A 17801-nucleotide genomic window follows, 5' to 3' on the forward strand; every position below is an offset into this window, starting at 1 on the left:
TCGTCTCGATGGCAGCCCTTCATGGATATACGCCTTACCCATTACATCTGGACCCACACGCGCAAGCAGCAATTGTGGATCCTTCTGGTCGTCGCCGTCTCGATGATTCCCTACTTCCTGTCGTTTGACCTGCCCAAGCAGATCGTCAACGGCCCCATTCAGGGAAAGGGCTTCGAACAGCCGGGGGCAACGCAGCGCTTCTTCGACATCTCCTTTTCTCTGCCCGGCATCGGCAATGTCACGCTGTTCAACGGGATCGATCTGACGCGGATGGAAACGCTCTATGCGTTGAGCGTCATCTTCCTCCTGCTCGTCATCGTCAACGGGCTCTTCAAGCTCTACATCAACACCTATAAGGGCCGACTGGGCGAGCGCCTGCTGCGCCGCATCCGCTTCGAGCTCGTCGATCGCATCCTTCGCTTTCCGCCCACCCAGTTCAAGCGGATGAAGGGGGCCGAGGTCTCGTCCATGGTCAAGGACGAGGTGGAGCCCCTCGGCGGGTTCACGGGCGATGCCTTCGTCTCGCCGGCCCTGCTCGGCGGACAGGCGCTGACCGCCCTCGCCTTCATCTTCATGCAGAACATGTGGCTCGGCTTCATCGCCGCCTTCATGGTCGGCATTCAGGCGACGATCATCCCGCGCATGCGCCGCCGCCTCCTCGTGCTCGGCCGCGAGCGCCAGATCACGGCGCGCGAACTGGCCGGCCGCGTGAGCGAGATCGTCGACGGCATCGGCACCATTCACGCCTATGACACCTCGAACTACGAGCGCGCCGATGTGGCCGCGCGGCTGGGGCGGATCTACAAGATCCGTTACGATCTCTACCAGTGGAAGTTCATGGTGAAGTTCATCAACAACTTCCTCGCGCAGCTGACGCCATTCCTGTTCTACTGCATCGGCGGCTATCTTGCTTTGCGGGGCCAGCTCGACATCGGCCAGCTCGTCGCCGTCATCAGCGCCTACAAGGATCTGCCCGGCCCGCTTAAGGAATTGATCGACTGGGATCAGTTGCGCCAGGACGTGCAGGTGAAATATGTTCAGGTGGTCGAGCAATTCACGGTCGATCCGCTGATCGATCCGAAGATCCAGGCGGTCTCCGCGGCCGGTGCGGCCGGTGCGGTTGCCGTCGGTGCTGGCGTGGCGGGTGCCGCGGCCGCAGCGGGTACGAAGGACGCGGGTACGACGAAGGACGAAGGCTGCAGGGCGGGCTCCCTTGCCGCCACCGGCCTCACGCTCGCCGACGACAGCGGCGCGCGACTGCTGGAGCGCGTTTCGGTGGAGATCAAGCCGGGCGAGAAGGTGGCCATCATCGGGGGAGCGGCCAGCGGCGGCGACGTGCTCGCCGAGGCTTTCGGCCGGCTGATCTGGCCGGAGGGCGGCAAGGTCACGCTGGGCGGCGAGGATCTGCTGCACCTGCCGGAATCGGTCGTGGGGCGCAGCATCACCTACGCATCCTCGGACACCTTCTTCTTCTACGGCTCGCTGCGCGACAATCTGCTCTACGGGCTGAAGCATGCGCCCTTGGCGGCCGCGACCTACGAAGGCAGCCTCGCCGCCCATCGCAAATGGGAGATGACGGAAGCAAAGCTCGCTGGAAATCCCGACTACGACGTCAATGCCGACTGGATCGACTATGTCGCTGCCGGCTCGACGCAGGCCGAGGATCTCTTCCCGTCGATCCTTGCCGTGCTCGACACGGTGCAGCTGTCCAAGGACATTCTCGATCTGGCCCTGCGGACCAATATCGAGCCTTCCGACAGGCCGGAGTTTGCGGCGAGCATCGTGGAAATGCGGCAGGCGCTGCGCGAAGAGCTCGAGGAAGCCGGCCTCAACGGGCTGATCGCCTATTTCGAGCCCGGCGAATACAACATGGAAGCGACCGTTGGCGAGAACCTGCTGTTCGGCACGGCGACGGCCCCGAGCGTTGCCGGACGTGCCATCGCCAAGAACCCCTATTTCCGCAAGGTCGTCTCGGAGACGGGGATCGACCGGGTTCTGTTCGACATGGGGTACCAGATCGCCGAAAACGCGGTCGAACTCTTTGCCGACCTGCCGCCCGATCATCCCTTCTTCCAGCAGCTGACCTTCATGACCGCCGACGATATCCCGGCCTATCAGCTCCTGCTGCAGAAATATGCCGGCAAGGGCCTGGAAACGGCAAGCGAGGACGACCGCTACCAGATCATCCGTCTCAGCTTCAACTACGTCGAACCGCGCCACCGTTTCGGTCTCCTGACGGACGAGCTGATGGCGCATATCGTCGATGTTCGCCGCCAGTTCCACGAGAACATGCCGGAGGATCTCTCGCACGACATCGAGCGCTACGATCCGGAGAAATATCTCGCTTCGGCCAGCTTGATGGACAACGTGCTGTTCGGCCGCATCAGCCACAAGCACACCGACGGATCCAAGCGGATCCGCGCCATCGTGTCCTCGCTCCTGAATTCGCAGGGCCTGATCGAACAGGTGCTGGACATCGGCCTTGATTTCAATCTGGGCGCCGGCGGCAAGCGATTGACGGCCGTCCAGCGGCAGAAGCTCAATCTGGCCCGCGCCATCATTCGCCGCTCCGATTACTACGTCTTCAACCGCCCGCTCCCCAGTCTCGATCACCGGCTGCAGGACGAGATCGTCCGCGACGTGATGAAGCTGCTGACCCGCAACGGCGCCAATCCGGCCGTGATCTGGGTGCTGTCCAACAACGGCTTGACGAAATTGTTCGAGCGTGTGCTGGTATTCGACCGCGGCGCTCTCGTAGAGGATGACACGCACGCCAATCTGTTCAACAATGACGGTGTCTTTAAACAGCTGGTAACCTCGTGATACCAACGGGGACTGGACGAGCGGCAGGAACCGGCCGATCGAGAGGCACCGGATGGCGGGCAGGCATGGCTGCAGCCTCTGGACGTTTGAGGGCGTGTACCGCCGAGGATGAGGAGTTGACGAGCTGATGTTGCTGAAGGACGAAGTGCAGATGCTGCGGCGGGTGCCGCTCTTTTCCGGCGTCGAGGCGGGCAAGCTGAAGCTTTTGGCCTTCACCTCGGATCGGGTGAGCTACGGCGTCGGCGAAACGCTCTTCCACCAGGGCGATGCCGGCGATGCGGCCTATGTCGTGCTGGACGGCAAGGCGGAGATCCTTGTCGATTCCGCAACCGGCCCGATCCGCGTGGCCGAGGTCGAGCGCAACTCGATCGTCGGCGAAATCGCCATTCTGTGCGATGTCTCGCGAACGGCGACGGTGAAGACGACGACGACCGTCGAGGCCCTGCGGATCCGCAAGGACCACTTCATCAAGCTGCTCACCGACTTTCCCGAAATCACCATCGAGATCATGCGCGTGCTGGCCGACCGTTTGAGCCATACGACGAGCGAGCTGACGGAAGCCCGCAGCCGGGTGCGCGAGCTCGAATAGGCGCATTCAGAGGTCGGTGATGTCGCCGGTCGCAAGGTCGATCCGGATATCGACCGAGGGAAGCCCGCTTCGATAGGCCTCAAACAGCGCCAGCATCGCGGCGATGCCGCCTTGCGCCGAGCCTTCGGGCCAGGTCTGCGACGAATAGAGCGCCGACAGCCGGTCGTAGAACCGCAGGCGCTGCGGGCTGATGGCCATTCGTCCAAGATCGCTTCCCATGCGCAGGCGATACCAGTCCCCGAGGAAAGCGATGGCCGACAGGGTTTCGGGACCGTCCTTTTCCGGAGACCGTGCCAGTCCGGGCGCCGCGGGCAGCATGGACAGGGCATCGCCCATCGGCACGACGGGCCGGACCGCCAGCCGCGCGAGGTCGCCGAGCGTGGCCGCCCGCAACACGGCGGCAAGCGCTGCCGGCCACTCGCGCTTGAGGTGTCTGCGCCACGCGAGATGTCCGATATGGGCCGAGAGAAACTCGCCATAGCGGGTCGCCTCGGCCATCCCCCCGGTGTCCACGCCGGTCCGGCGCACCTCTGCGGCGTAAAGCGCTCCGATCGCCGCATCCATCGGCATGTCGCCGAGCGGGACGGTCTCGATCTCGGCCGCACCGGTGCGCAGCGTCAGGATCTTGTAGGCGGGCGGAAAACCGGCAAGCGAGGGCACGGCAATATTGATGAAGGCTTTGCCCCCGCGCGTCATCCGCGCGGTATCGTTGACGTGAAGATGACCGCTGAAATGCAGCTGGATCCCCGCTTCGATGAAGGCTTCTCCGACGGCATCCCGGGGAACGCGACCTGACGTTGCCGTCGGCCCGAGAAGCGCGATCTCCGCGGCCTGCGTGCCATCCAGCGGATCGAGCGCAGGATAGTGCGAAAAGGCCACGAGCCGCTTGCCGAGACGCGCCGCCCGTGCGCTGACATCGGTCATCCAGGAGATCACATGACGCTTGTGCTCTAGCATCGCGTTCCAGCCCGCGGAGGTGCTGTCGACCCAGTCGTCCGATCCGTCGATCGGAACGAAGACATTGGCGTCGATCATGAGCAGCCACAGCCCTTCGACGGGCTCGACCAGATACGACGCCTCCATCAACGGCCGCCGTGTCCGCCCGCTCGCCGACACGGCGGTGAACATTCGCGCTTCCACGTCGCTCTCGGATCCGAAGGGGGATTCCCAATGGAGATAGCCGGGTTGCGGAAAGTAGCCGTGCTCGGCAAGCGCCATGAGGCCGTCGGGATAGCCCGGGCAGAACATTGCCGCAGACACGGTGACCGGGATATCGCGCGGAATGCCCGGCGGCAGCGGATCATGCGCAGGCGTGACCGGATGGCTCGTGACCACGGCACTCGATCCGTCCGCCTGCAGAAACCGTTTTGTCCGGTGCCGGCCGGCATCGCCGAAGATATCGTGATTGCCCGGCAAGGCGAAGAACGCCATGCCGTGGCGCGCGCGGTAGTCGCCAAGGATTTCTGCGACGGCTGCCGTCGTCGCGATCTGGCCGTCGTCGGTATAGTCGCCGAGGAGCACCACGTGCCGGATGCCGCGTGCGGCCACGTCGTCGAGGGCGGTCCGGAAAGCCTGCAGGCTCTCGTTGAACACCCGGGTCGACCGCGCTCCTTCCGACAGGGGCCGGACCGACAGGCCTCCGGTCTGCAGGGCGCCGGGAAAGCCGAAATCCGCCGCGGGATCGTGGACATGGGCGTCTGCAATCACGGCGATCGGCGGAAAAACCTCAAAAGTCATGGCGACGGCAACGGTTTCGAAATCGGGATCGGGTAGTTTCAGCGTGTCTCTGGCACGGGATGCGAGAAAAAGCGAATGCCTGTCTCGCTTCATGTGGACAGTTTGGATAACATGTCAAAAATACGGCCGGACGAAGAAGCCGGCAGGGTCGATCCTGACCCAAGCAAGTGAGAGGGACAGTCGCGGCACGCCACGTCACACCGGCGGGCCGAAACTGAAGCAAACTTTGGACGAAAATCTGTTTCGCGTACGTTTCTGGGGCGTTCGGGGCAGCCTGCCGGTATCGGGGGCCGAGTTTCAGCGCTATGGCGGCCGAACCGTCTGCATCGAGATGCAATGCGGAAACGAACGCCTGATCTTCGACGCAGGCTCCGGCCTGATGCCGGCCGGCGTCGCGCTCAAGGCCGAAGGCGTGTCTGCGTTCAACCTGTTCTTCACCCACTGTCACTACGACCATATCATCGGCCTGCCCTTTTTCCCGCCGCTCTATGATCATTCGGCCGACGTCACCCTCTGGTCCGGGCATCTCGCAGGGCGCATGTCGACCCGCCAGATGATCGGCGAGTTCATGCGACCGCCCTGGTTCCCGGTGGAACCCGATATCTGCCGCGCCGCGCTGGATGCGCGGGATTTCCGTTCGGGCGACCGTCTCGCCCCCGTCCCCGGCATCGAGATCCGGACCGGCAGCCTCAATCATCCCGGCGGCGCCGTCGGCTACCGCGTCGAATGGGGCGGACGCGCCTGTGCGCTCATCACCGACACGGAACATCATCCGGGCGTCCTCGATCCGGCCGTTCTCACGCTCATCGAGGGCTGCGATCTCTTCATCTACGATGCGATGTATGACGACGCCGAGATGGAGCGCCATGTGGGCTACGGCCACTCGTCGTGGGAACAGGGCATCCGCCTGGCCAAAGCAGCCGGCGCAAAGCGCGTCGCCTTCATGCATCATGCCCCCTTCCGCACCGACGACGCCCTCGACGCTGTCGAGAAACAGGCAAAAATCCTCTTTCCCGGCGCCTTTTCGGCCTTTGACGGCCAGATCGTCGATCTCTAACGGCACGAGAGCGGACACGGTTCCCTACGCCAGACGGACGCAGACCCGGTTGCGGCCTGTGCGCTTGGCCTCGTAGAGCGCTGCGTCGGCAATATGGATGGCGTGCTCTAGCAGCGGCTGTTCCTGCCGGAAGGGCGCAACGCCGATGCTCGCGGTCACGGGGATCGTCATGCCCTCCACCTCGAAGGGTCGCGACTCGATCGCGCGGCAGAGCAGCTCCGCAAGCCGGGTGGCATCCTCGAGCGTTGCATCATGCAGCACGGCGACAAATTCCTCGCCGCCCCACCGGGCCAGCACATCCTCCTGCCGCTTGACGACGACGGGCAACCTCTCGGCAAACTGCTTCAGCACGATGTCGCCATGCGAATGGCCGTAGAGATCGTTGATCGACTTGAAGTGATCGATATCGGCGATCAGCACGGCCATGGGCCGTCGCCCCCGCCGCCCAGCGCCGATCACCGCGAGCGTCCGCTCCTCCAGTCCCCGCCGATTGGCGAGACCCGTCAGGAGATCCGTGGTCGCAGCCACCTGCATCTGCCGCTGCGCTTCCTCGAGCGTCATCGAGATGAGGCCGACATAGATGAGGACACTGAAGGTCTGGTCGATGAAGACGGAGAGATAGACATTGTTGCTGTTGGGACCGAGAGCGGGATAGCCGAAGATCTCGCTGATCAGCAGGGAACCCACCGTACCGGCAAGGGCAAGAGCGTAGAAAGCGAGCGCCGAGCCGACCAGAATCTGGGCCGGCAGAAGCGTGCGCTTCCGGACCTTCAGAAAGCTCAGCGACGCCGTACACAGCATGTAGACCAGCCCGCATTGCGTCAGCGCCAGCACATAGGCCGGCAGGAGCTGCGCGGTGGCCGTTGCCCAGTAGACGAGAGGCGGCACCAGACAGGTCCAGAGGAAAGGCGGCTGGTCGATCGGCACGCCGAAAAACGACCGCGCACCCGCCCGGACGGAGACCACGCTGAGGCTGACGATGAAATAGACGAGCGCGCCCTTCCCGGCCTCGAAATTCGGAAAGCGGGGATCCTGATAGGTGATCCAGAGACCGAGCGCCGAACAGAAGATGCTGAGTGTCCAGAACCGGTAGGCGGTCACGGCACCCGGGCGGAAGCTGTACAACAGGAAGACGATGAGAAACCCTGCCCGTGCCGTCACGCTGGTTATCAAAAGCGTCACCACGTCTACCATAACTGCGTCCTTCGCCTCACGGCGTCCCTCCCCGAAGTCACCACACAAAATCCGTGTCATCCATGCACAAAATACCTTAAACATTACACTCTACATTAGATATCTCGCGATAGGGAGTGTGATGATGTCGTCGAAGCCGGTGGGACGCAGCAAGACGATGCCCAGGTCTTTCCGCCGCAAGAGACCGCCCGGTCGGGGGGCGTCCGTCTCCGCGATCCTGGTCGCGGGATTGCTGGTGTCCCTTGTGCCAGCGACATCGGCGCTTGCCCAGGACGCCGGCGAGGATGCCGCTAAGGCGCAGGCAGCGGAACACGGCTTCGAGGCCGGCGATGTCGTCGTCCGGGCGCGCATGTCCGGCGTTCTGCCCTATGACGTCCGGTCGCATATCGACGTGATCGGTGGCCGGGTCGATGTCCCCCGGATGGTTCTGCCGGATATGGATGTCAGCTACTTCCTCACCGACCGCCTCGCGATCACCGGTCAGACGGGCGCCCTGAAGACCCGGTTCAGCGTCCGCGACACGATCTTCGGCGATATCGATGTCGGCTCGGTCTGGGCGGTGCCGGTCGGTGTATCGTTCGAATATCACGTCCTGCCGGATGCGCGGTTCAATCCCTATGTCGGCCTCGGTGCGGTGGCGACCTGGTACACGGGCGCAAAGTCCGCCAGCCCGCTCGTGAAGGACTTCCGGGTGGATCCCCAGCTCTCGCCCGTCTTTCGCGTCGGTCTGGATGTGCGGATGACCGAGACATGGTTCGCCAACACCGAAATGCGGCTGGTTCTGCCGCCGACGCAGGTGCTGACCAATTCCGGCGTGACGGCCCGCACGGATGTCAAAAGCCTGACGCTCGGCTTCGGCGTGAGCTACCGGTTCTGATCCGCCGTTGTGAAATCGGCCGCCGCAAGATCTACAAGCGCGGACAGCCCGACCCACTGGCAGGCCGGATGACCCGTGGTCGCGACGAAGAGCTCGCCAAGAAATGTCCAGACGGCCTCGTCATGGACAAGATGATGCGTGAGCAGCCCGACGCTGCCGCCGCCGGCCAGGCACACGCCGAGCCGCGCCACGATCTCGCGCCGTAGCGCCTGCGCGTCGCGGCATCCGCGCGTGCCGTGCCAGTCCATCACGTCCACATGTGTATTGACCATCGGCAACGGCGACCGCTTTTCCGGCCCGTAGACCGAAAGCGCCCGGAAACCGAGATCCGGCAGACCGGGCAGAAGGCCCGGATCGACACGATTCCACGGCGGCACGAGCACGGGAAGACAGCGATCGCCATAAAGGTCGGAAAGCTTGGCTAACCCCGCCGCGAGCTCGCCGAGAACGATATCCGCCGGACGATCGGCACCGAGCTCGCACTTCTTGGCGGCGGCTGTCGCATGATTGGCATGCCGCCAGCCATGGACCGTGACGGAGGCAAACGGCGCGCGGGCCAGCCGCCGCGCGAGAGCCGGCCCCGTCGGTTCGGGAATGACGGCGAGCGCCAGGGGAACGCCATGCGTTTCCGTGAGGTCCAGAAGGCGATCGAGGCCCGCCGTCGGTTCGATCGCATCGTCGTCGCGCAACCAGAAGCGGGCGACCCGTCCGGCGTCCCGAAAACGGTCGAGTGCCGCAATGATGTCGGTATCGCCACCCGCCTTCATGCCGTGTCCCCCCTGCCCGACGGAACGGCCCGGTCGAGAATGTCGGCCAGCCGTGCCGCGGCCGGCGCAAGCGCGCGCTCCTGGCCCGCAAAGAGCCGAGCCTCTTCACCCATGGCCTGACGCCGCATCTCGTCGGTCAGGAATGCCGCGATCGCGTCGGCATAGGCATCAATATCGCCTGCCGGCGTCAGCACGCCGGTTCGACCGTGCTCGACCACTTCGGGAACGCCGGCAATGGCCTGGGCCACCACCGGGAGCCCCGCTGCCTGCGCCTCGAGATAAGCGAGCCCATAGGCCTCGCCGCAGCCGGGCCAGACATAGAGCGCGCAGGTCGACAGGAGCGCTGCGACCTCGTCCGCACTCCGCTCGCCGCACCAGACGACACGGCCAGGGCCGAGCGGTGCGAACAGGGCCTCTACCTCGCCCCGTGCCTTGCCGTCGCCGATGATCGTCACCGTAAACGGCAGGTGCAGCAGCCGGGAAAGCGCGTCGGCCAGCATACGGTAGCTGTCCATCTTGTCGCCGGGCCGCATCATGGCGACCGTCGCGAGGCGGCCGGGATGCGGCGCGGGCGCATGGGCGAGGAACAGTCCGGGATCGATGAACGGCGGCAGCCGCTCGACGCGCGCCTCCGGAGCGCCGTCGAGAATACCGACCCTGTCACGCTCCGTCATGCAGATATTGACCGACGCGAAGGCCAGCGTTTCCAGAAGGGCAGCCTGTGCCGATGCCCAGCCCTGCCCGTCCCGCCGCGCCGAATAGGACGCCTCGGCCGTGACGTAGCCTATGCCATGATCGCGCGCGAGCGAGGGGCCCAGAAGGTCGGGCGCCTTGTAATAGGGGTGATAGCAGAACCAGCAGTCGGGCACGCCATCGGTCCGCCAAGTGGCCGCGATGCGCGCGCGCTCGGCATGCGCGGAGACGCCGAGGCCGGCCATATCCTCGGGCATGCGCAGGAAGCTGCGCAGCTCGGACACGAGGCTTACCCGGTGCCCGGCCTGTTCAAGCGCCTGCATCATCAGCCGCGCCATCAGCCGGTCGCCGGACGGCGTGGGATGGTGCGGCGACTTGAGGGGAGCGTAGAATGCGATCTTCATGCGCCTCATCTACACCATCGCCGCCCCGCTCTTCAAACGCTTCCGACCCGTGATTGACCGAAGACCGGCAACCTGTCTGACGCGGCGATAAAATATTCTTGAACAGGGCGCGATGAGCTTTCGTCAAGCGACGCTCTACCTTTCCAGCATCGTCAATGCGTCGTTCGACGCCGTCATCAGACAGGAACATCGATGAAAACGCGTGCTTGCCTCCTCGCCGGGACCGTCCTGACAGCCTTCCTCAGCGCAAGCCCGCTGATGGCGCAATCGACGGGCGACACCTCTCCGATCGATCATGTCGAAGGTCAGCCGCCAGCCACCGGCGAGATCAAGGCTGCCGGAAAGCCTGTCGAGACGGAAGCCGCGAACGCACCCGATCAGAAGCCCGCCTTCGAAAACCAGACGCGCGCGCCGCAGCCGGACACGATGCCCAAGGTGACGCATCAGGCCGTCGCCGAAGGCCTGCCGCAGCTCTGGTCCATGGAGTTCCTGCCGGACGGCCGCATGCTGGTCGCCGCCAAGAAGGGGTCCATGCACATCGTGACGTCAGACGGCAAGCCGAGCGCGGCCCTCAAGGGGGTTCCCGCGGTGATTTCCGATGGCCAGGCCGGCCTGCTGGATGTTGCGGTGGCACCGGATTTTGCGACGTCCAACCGGATCTTCTTCTCGTTCTCCGAGCCGCGCGAGGACGGAAACGGCACCTCCGTCGCGTCTGCCCGGCTGGTTACGGACGATCGCGGCGGCGCGGCGCTGGAAGATGTCGCCGTGATCTTCCGCCAGACGCCGAGCTACGACAACACCAAGCATTACGGCTCGCGGCTGGTGTTCGGCAAGCAGGGCGAACTCTACGTGACGGTCGGCGAGCGCTCCGACCGCGAGACCCGCGTCTTCGCGCAGGATCTGAAGAGCGGCTTCGGCAAGGTCTTCCGCATCGATACCTCTGGCAAGGCACTGCCCGACAATCCGTTTGCCTCTGCCGGCGAGGGTGATGCGAAGCCCGAAATCTGGAGCTATGGCCACCGGAACCTCCAGGCGGCAGCGCTCGATGCCAAGGGGCGTCTGTGGACCGTCGAGCATGGCCCGAAGGGTGGCGACGAGCTGAACATGCCCCAGGCGGGGCGGAACTACGGCTGGCCGGTCATCACCTACGGCATCGATTATAGCGGTGCGCCGATCGGCGACGGCATCACCGCGAAGGACGGCATGGAGCAGCCGGTCTATTACTGGGATCCGGTGGTCGGCCCGTCCGGCATGGTGTTCTACAGCGGATCGGCCTTTCCCGAGTGGGAAGGAGCAGCGCTGATCGGCGGCCTCGTCTCGACCGGCCTCGTCGTCCTTCACATGGAGGGGGACAAGGTCAGCCACGAGGAGCGCGTGCCGCTCGAAGCCCGCATCCGCGACGTCAAGGTCGGCCCCGACGGCGCGGTCTACGCGGTGACGGAGAATCCGAAGGAAGGGACGTCCGCCATCCTGAAGCTGACGCGCGAAGGCTGATCCGACGGGCTCGAAACCGAGCGGCCGCGTGCCGTCCGGCAACCTTTTGGGCGGTGGCGGGTTGATGATCCGCCATTCCCATCCACAGGACACGACACCGACATGGCCCGCAACAGTTTCTGGAAAGGCTACCTCCGTCTCTCCCTCGTCACGGCTTCCGTGTCGCTGACACCGGCAACGACGGAGAGCGAGAAGGTGCGCTTTCATGTGCTCAACCGCGCCACCAAGAACCGGGTCGAGAGCCGCTATATCGATAGCGTGACGCACAAGAAGGTGGCCGCGAAGGATCAGGTCAAGGGGTTCCCGAAGAGCGAGGACGACTATGTCCTGCTCGAAGACGACGAGATCGAGGGCGTGGGACTCGAGAGCACGCGCACGATCGACATCTCCACATTTGTCCCGCGCGATGCGATCGACTGGATCTGGTACGACAAGCCGCATTTTCTTGTGCCCGAGGACAAGGTCGGTGCCGAGGCGTTCTGCGTGATCCGCGAGGCCATGACCCGGAAGAACGTCGTCGGCATCGCCCGCCTCGTTCTCTACCGTCGCGAGCGCGCCGTCCTGCTCGTGCCGAACGGCAAGGGCATCGTTCTGTGGACCCTGCATTATGGCGAGGAAGTCCGCGAAGCCATGGCCGACCTCGACATGAAGGCGAAAGGCGACAAGACGGAACGCGAGATGGTCGCCAAGCTGGTCGAGAAGGACAAGGGCACCTGGAGCCCGACGCTCGTCCAGGATCCCGTTCAGAAGAAGATCAAGGCCTTCATCAAGAGCCGCCAGAAGAAGGATGGAAAGCCGGCACCAAAGTCACGCGCGCCCGTCAAATCCTCAGGCAATGTCATCAACATCATGGATGCGCTGAAGAAAAGCCTGCAGCAGGAAAAAAGCGGCTGAGCCGCCCTTTTCTCACCTCTCCCGTCTTTTCCGTTGTCCGGCCCTGTCCGTTCCGTGTTCCGGACGGCTTTACGGCTTGGGAAGCGCCTTGGCCGCCGCGAAGAACCCGTCCCACGGGTCTTTCTTCAGTGCCGCCAGTCGCGCCGGCATATTTTCGACCGTGAAGTGGTCAGGGCCAATAGCTTCCGACAGTTCCGACCACTCGAGCGGTGCGGACACGGCCGCGCCGGGCCGGGCGCGTGTGGAATACGGCGCCACCGCCGTCGCCCCGCGGCCGTTGCGCAGATAGTCGATGAAGATGCGCCCGCGTCGCTTCGCCTTGGTGGCGACGGCAAGATAGCGGTCGGGGTCCTGCTTCGCCGCATTCGTCGCCAGGGATTTGGCAAACGCCTTCACCGGTGCCCAGCCTGCGGACGGCTTCAGCGGGACGACCACATGCAGGCCCTTGCCGCCGGACGTCTTGACGAAGGCGGCGAGCCCCTTCGCCTCGATCTCGCCCTTCAGGAGCAGGGCAGCATCGATGATCTCGGCCCAGCTGACATCCTCGCCGGGGTCGAGATCCATGGTGATCATGTCGGGTTTCTCCCAGGCGCGCGTAGTCGTGCCCCAGGGGTGAATCTCGAGCGCTGCGGACTGGACGAGCGCAATGAGGCCATCGAAATCGGTGATCCGCAGCGACGGCTCGCCGCCCTTGTCCTTCGGATCCTTGATCTGGTCGATCGCCTTGTTGATTCCGCGCCAGGCATGTTTCTGGAAAAAGCGCTGCTTGCCGTCGATGCCATCCGGGCAGCGCAGCAGGGAGAGCGGCCGATCGACCACATAGGGCGCCATGAACGGCCAAACCTCGGCGTAGTATTCCGCAAGCCCTTGTTTCTTCACGCCCTCCTTCGGCCAGTAGAGCCGGTCCGGATGGGTCAGGGTAATCGTCGCCTTGGGCAGAGGTTTCGGCTTGCGGCCCTTGTCCGCCGCCGGACTTTCCTGCCGCACCTCCGTGGCCGGCTTGTCCTCCCGCAGACCGCGAAACGAGGCGTGCCGGAGATTGCCGTCGGCCGACCAGGCGCGAAACTCGACCTCTGCCACCAGCTTCGGCTCGACATAGTGCAGGCCGCGCCGCGCATCCGCCGTCAGCTTGTCGCGAAACGGGCTCTCCTTGCGCTCGATCGCCGACAGAGCCTCGAACAGCATGTCGGCCGTCGCATGACTGAAGCCGGTACCGACGCGCCCGACGTGACGGAGTTCGCCCTCCTCGTAGACCCCCAGCGCCAGCGCGCCGATCGAATGATCCGATGTCGAGGACGGCGCATACCCGCCAATGACGAATTCCTGCCGCTCGGAGCACTTCGACTTGATCCAGCTGCCGTTGCGCCCGGAGAGGTATTTCCCCGAGCGCTCCTTGGACACCACGCCTTCGAGGCTCAGCCGGCAGGCATGCGTCAGCACGAGATCGCCGTTGTCCTCGAAATGCTCGCTGAACCGCACAGTGGGACTATCGGTGAGAATGAGCTTCTGCAGAAGATTCTTGCGGTCGATCAGCGCGGCATTCGTCAGGTCGTGGCCGTCAAGATGCAGAAGATCAAAGGCGTAATAGAGAAAACGGTCGTTCCGGCCGAGGCTCAGATCTTCCTGCAGGGCGGAGAAATCGGAGGCGCCATTGTCCTTTTGCACGACGATCTCCCCGTCGATCAGCGCGGTCTCGAGCGGCAGCCCGGCAAAGGCCGAGGCGACCACGTCGCCGAACCGCTCCGTCCAGTCGAGACCGCTGCGCGTCAGCAGGCGCACCTGGCCGTTGTCGATCCGCGCCTGAAGACGGTAGCCGTCGAACTTGATCTCGTGCACCCATCGATCACCCGATGGCGCCTTCGGCTTCAGGGACGCCAAAGCCGGCTCCACGAAATCCGGCAGCCCGCCCTTCTTTGCGCCCTTCGGCCAGGCATGCGCCTGCCCGACAGGTGCCGTCGTCACCTTCGCGGCCTTCTTGCCTTTTGTGCTCGATGCTCGACTGTCAGCGCTTTGTGTCTCGGCGCTTTTCCTGGCGGCGCTTTTTGCGCCCGCCTTCGCCTGTCCCGCTTTGCCCTTGGCACGCTTGGAGTTCCAGGTATCCTCCGGAGTCTCGCCGACCGCCTTCAGGTCGCGCCCGGACTTGACCGATTCCGGGCGCTCCTCGAGGATGTCGAAACCGTCGTTTCGCGCCTCCTCGTCGTCGCTCTTGATCAGCAGCCAGTTCTCGCGCGTCTCCCCGGGACGGCCGTGCATGCGCACCAGGTGCCAGCGTCCCCGTAGCTTCTCGCCCTCCAGGGTGAATTCCAGATGCCCCTTCCGATAGGCCTTGGTCAGGTCGCCGATCGGCGTCCACGTCCCGCGATCCCAGACGATCACGGTTCCGCCGCCATACTGTCCCTTCGGGATCACGCCTTCGAAATCCCCATAGGCGAGCGGGTGGTCCTCGACGTGGACGGCAAGGCGCTTGTCCTCGGGATTGAGGCTCGGCCCCTTGGTCACCGCCCAGCTTTTGAGCACCCCCTCCATTTCCAGCCGGAAATCATAATGGAGCCGTGTCGCGTCATGCTTCTGGATGACAAAGCTTGCGCCTTGGGATGCCGCTTTTTTCGCCCCCGCCGTCCGGCCTTCGCCTTTCGGCTCCGGCGTCGAATCAAAGCGCCGCTTGGCGTTGTAGGTGTCGAGGCTCATCGTCAGCTCGCCTTCTTGTCTCGGGTATGAGAGCCCTTCGCTTTGGCGCCGGGTTTCGCGTTCGAGCCCGCGAGACTCTGGCGAAGAGCCTCTTTGAGATCGACGACGTTATCGTGCTTCGGCGGCGCCTTCTTCTCGATGGTCCGCCCCTCGATCTTTGCCTTGACCAGTTCGGCCAGCGCATCGTTGTAGCGGTCGCTGTAGCTCTCGGGATCGAAGTGCCCTGCCTTCGTTCCAATGATATGGCCGGCGAGGTCCAGCATTTCCTCGTCGAAGGCAATGTCGGGGATCGACTTGAAGGCCGTCTTGGCCGAGCGGACCTCGTAGTCGAAGTTGAGCGTCGTCGCGGTCAGCGTGTCGTCCTGCGGGCGAATGAGCACGGTGCGGTTGCGCCGGAAAAGGATGGCCTCGGCAATGGCCGCAACATTCTCGTCCCGCATGCTGCGCGCCAGCAGCGACAGCGTTTCCGCATCGTGATCCTCGACCGGCGCGAGGTGGTAGGGCCGGTCGAAATAGAGCGTATCGACATCCTCGAGCGCAATGAATCGCGTCACGTTCAAGACCTTGTCGCTGTCGGGCATCAGCGCGGCCAGGTCGTCGCCCTCGATGGCGATGTAGTCGCCGTTGTCGAGCGGGTAACCCTTGATCTGGTCATCGCGCTCGACCGGCTTGCCGGTTTCGCTGTCCACGAACTGCCGTTCGACACGGTGGCCCGTCTTGCGGTTGATGATGTTGAACGAGATCTTTTCCGACGAAGAGATCGCGGTGTAGAGACCGACCGCGCAGTTCAGATCCCGGATTTTCAGCTGGCCTTTCCAGCTCGCCCTTCGTGCCATCCGTCGCGTCCTCGCTCCCTTGCCGCTTCTGTATGAGCACCAAACGGAGTGGCACGGAAGAGGTTCCGGTCGGAACATTCCGACCCGCATTTCGTTGACAGCCATTGCCAGATTTAGGGCCGGCCTGAGTGAGGGCACGCCTGTGAGTGCCAGAAAGGCTTTTCCATGCTTCACGCCGACTCCGAGCGATCGGGCATTCCGATCGTCATCACGCTGAATGGCAAACAGGAAAGGTTGGAGGTCGCCCCCTGGGTGACCCTGCTCGACCTGTTGCGCGGCCCGATGGAACTGCCGGGCACGAAGAAGGGCTGCGATCATGGCCAGTGCGGCGCCTGCACCGTCCTCATCGACGGGCAGCGAATGAACGCCTGCCTCAAGCTGGCAGTCACGCTCGATGGCGCCGAGATCACCACCATCGAAGGTCTCGGCCAGCCGGACAAGCTCCATCCGCTACAGCAGGCCTTTGTCGATCATGACGCCTATCAGTGCGGCTATTGCACGCCCGGCCAGATCTGTTCCGCCGCCGGCCTTCTCAATGAAGGCCACGCCCAGTCTCGTGCGGAGATCCGCGAATTGATGAGCGGAAATCTCTGTCGCTGCGGCGCCTACACCAACATTGCCGATGCGATCGAGCAGGTGATGGGCCAGTCGTCGGGCGAGCGCCCCGACCGGAACGCTCCGAACAAGGCCTTCCCCGGCAAGGGCTTCAAGGAGGCTGCGGAATGAAACAGTTCTCCTACATCCGCGCCGAGAATGTAGCCGGCGCCGTCGCTGCTCTCGCCGCAGACCCGCAGGCCCGGCTCCTTGCCGGCGGCACCAATCTGGTTGACCTCATGAAATACGACGTCATGAGCCCGCCGACCGTCATCGACATCAATCGCCTGCCCTTGAAGGACATCGAGACGCTGGACGACGGATCGCTGCGGATCGGCGCGCTCGTCAGCAACGCCGCGCTTGCCTATGACCCCACGGTCGCCGAGCGCTTTCCGTTGCTGGCAAGCGCCCTGCTGGCGGGGGCCTCCCCGCAGTTGCGCAACGCCGCGACGACCGGCGGCAACCTCCTTCAGCGCACGCGCTGCTACTATTTCTACGATCCCGCCAGCCCCTGCAACAAGCGCGAGCCCGGCTCCGGCTGCGGCGCGATCGGCGGCGTCAACCGCATCCACGCGATCCTCGGTGCGAGCGCGTCCTGCATTGCCACCCATCCCTCCGACATGTGCGTGGCTCTGGCAGCGCTCGATGCCACCGTCGAGGTGGAAGGCCCGGACGGTCGCCGCGACATTCCGTTCCTTGCGTTCCACCGTCTCCCCGGGGATGAGCCGCAATATGACAACACCCTGGCACCGAACGAGATGGTCGTCGCCATTCGCCTCCGGCCAGACCACTTTGCGGCGAACCACAGCTATCTGAAGATCCGTGACCGTCTGTCCTACGCTTTCGCGCTTGTCTCCGTCGCCGCGGCGATCGACATGAAGGACGGCGGGATCACGGATATCCGCGTTGCCCTCGGCGGCGTGGCGCACAAGCCGTGGCGCGATCCGCTCGCCGAAGCCGAATGTGCCGGAAAGCCGGCCAACGAGGCGACGTTCCGCGAGCTCGCGCAACGGCTTCTCGCCGGGGCGCAGGGCCAGGGCGGCAACGATTTCAAGATCCCGATGGCCGAGCGGACGATCATCCGTGCCCTGACGCAGGCCGCCAACGGCACGCCGCAGGTCCAGTCCGAAAAAGCCATCCGCTAGGAGAACCCC

The 17801-nt window shown here is 64.4% G+C and carries 14 protein-coding genes; 8 read left to right on the forward strand and 6 right to left on the reverse strand.

The window, feature by feature from the left end:
• Positions 1-21 precede the first annotated feature (21 nt).
• Positions 22-2823, forward strand: a complete 2802-nt coding sequence (locus ASG25_RS17125) for an ABC transporter transmembrane domain-containing protein (protein ID WP_062476629.1) — start codon at positions 22-24, stop codon at positions 2821-2823.
• A 127-nt stretch (positions 2824-2950) separates the two neighbouring features.
• On the forward strand, positions 2951-3412 hold the full coding sequence (locus ASG25_RS17130) for a Crp/Fnr family transcriptional regulator (RefSeq protein WP_062476632.1): 462 nt from the start codon (positions 2951-2953) through the stop codon (positions 3410-3412).
• Positions 3413-3418: 6 nt separating this feature from the next.
• Here the strand turns inward: ASG25_RS17130 and ASG25_RS17135 are convergent, their stop codons facing one another.
• The gene (locus ASG25_RS17135; RefSeq protein WP_062477142.1) at positions 3419-5149 is read right to left on the reverse strand and encodes a metallophosphoesterase; all 1731 of its coding nucleotides are present in this window, start codon (positions 5147-5149) and stop codon (positions 3419-3421) included.
• 226 nt (positions 5150-5375) lie between these two features.
• Here ASG25_RS17135 and ASG25_RS17140 point away from each other — a divergent pair, with 226 nt between their 5' ends.
• Positions 5376-6206, forward strand: a complete 831-nt coding sequence (locus ASG25_RS17140; RefSeq protein ID WP_062476635.1) for an MBL fold metallo-hydrolase — start codon at positions 5376-5378, stop codon at positions 6204-6206.
• A gap of 24 nt (positions 6207-6230) precedes the next feature.
• Here ASG25_RS17140 and ASG25_RS17145 read toward each other — a convergent pair whose 3' ends face one another.
• Positions 6231-7400: a GGDEF domain-containing protein gene (locus tag ASG25_RS17145; RefSeq protein ID WP_062476638.1), complete on the reverse strand. Its 1170-nt coding sequence runs from the start codon at positions 7398-7400 to the stop codon at positions 6231-6233.
• Positions 7401-7635: 235 nt separating this feature from the next.
• On the opposite strand from ASG25_RS17145, the gene ASG25_RS17150 reads away from it, so the two are divergent.
• On the forward strand, positions 7636-8277 hold the full coding sequence (locus ASG25_RS17150) for an OmpW family outer membrane protein (RefSeq protein WP_162241408.1): 642 nt from the start codon (positions 7636-7638) through the stop codon (positions 8275-8277).
• Here ASG25_RS17150 and ASG25_RS17155 read toward each other — a convergent pair.
• Both ASG25_RS17155 and ASG25_RS17160 read right to left on the reverse strand, forming a co-directional pair.
• Entirely contained in the window at positions 8265-9044 is a 780-nt protein-coding gene (locus ASG25_RS17155; RefSeq protein ID WP_062476644.1) for a polysaccharide deacetylase family protein, read from the reverse strand. The two genes, ASG25_RS17150 and ASG25_RS17155, sit on opposite strands and share 13 nt — an antisense overlap.
• The gene (locus ASG25_RS17160) at positions 9041-10141 is read right to left on the reverse strand and encodes a glycosyltransferase family 4 protein (RefSeq protein WP_062476646.1); all 1101 of its coding nucleotides are present in this window, start codon (positions 10139-10141) and stop codon (positions 9041-9043) included. The genes ASG25_RS17155 and ASG25_RS17160 overlap by 4 nt, the downstream gene beginning before the upstream one ends.
• Before the next feature lie 192 nt (positions 10142-10333).
• Here ASG25_RS17160 and ASG25_RS17165 point away from each other — a divergent pair, with 192 nt between their 5' ends.
• Complete coding sequence (locus tag ASG25_RS17165; RefSeq protein WP_062476649.1) at positions 10334-11635, forward strand: PQQ-dependent sugar dehydrogenase; 1302 nt, start codon at positions 10334-10336, stop codon at positions 11633-11635.
• 102 nt (positions 11636-11737) lie between these two features.
• Positions 11738-12529, forward strand: a complete 792-nt coding sequence (locus ASG25_RS17170) for a Ku protein (protein ID WP_062476651.1) — start codon at positions 11738-11740, stop codon at positions 12527-12529.
• Positions 12530-12598: 69 nt separating this feature from the next.
• Here the strand turns inward: ASG25_RS17170 and ligD are convergent, their stop codons facing one another.
• Both ligD and ASG25_RS17180 read right to left on the reverse strand, forming a co-directional pair.
• Complete coding sequence (gene ligD / locus ASG25_RS17175) at positions 12599-15217, reverse strand: DNA ligase D (protein WP_062476653.1); 2619 nt, start codon at positions 15215-15217, stop codon at positions 12599-12601.
• Between the two features lie 2 nt (positions 15218-15219).
• The gene (locus tag ASG25_RS17180) at positions 15220-16053 is read right to left on the reverse strand and encodes a Ku protein (protein ID WP_062476655.1); all 834 of its coding nucleotides are present in this window, start codon (positions 16051-16053) and stop codon (positions 15220-15222) included.
• Positions 16054-16218: 165 nt separating this feature from the next.
• Here ASG25_RS17180 and ASG25_RS17185 point away from each other — a divergent pair, with 165 nt between their 5' ends.
• Complete coding sequence (locus tag ASG25_RS17185) at positions 16219-16779, forward strand: 2Fe-2S iron-sulfur cluster-binding protein (RefSeq protein WP_082480295.1); 561 nt, start codon at positions 16219-16221, stop codon at positions 16777-16779.
• Positions 16776-17792: a xanthine dehydrogenase family protein subunit M gene (locus ASG25_RS17190; RefSeq protein WP_062476657.1), complete on the forward strand. Its 1017-nt coding sequence runs from the start codon at positions 16776-16778 to the stop codon at positions 17790-17792. The genes ASG25_RS17185 and ASG25_RS17190 overlap by 4 nt, the downstream gene beginning before the upstream one ends.
• The last annotated feature ends 9 nt before the right edge of the window (positions 17793-17801 follow it).

The organism is Rhizobium sp. Leaf384, from assembly GCF_001424065.1.
Taxonomy (GTDB): Bacteria; Pseudomonadota; Alphaproteobacteria; order Rhizobiales; family Rhizobiaceae; genus Ferranicluibacter.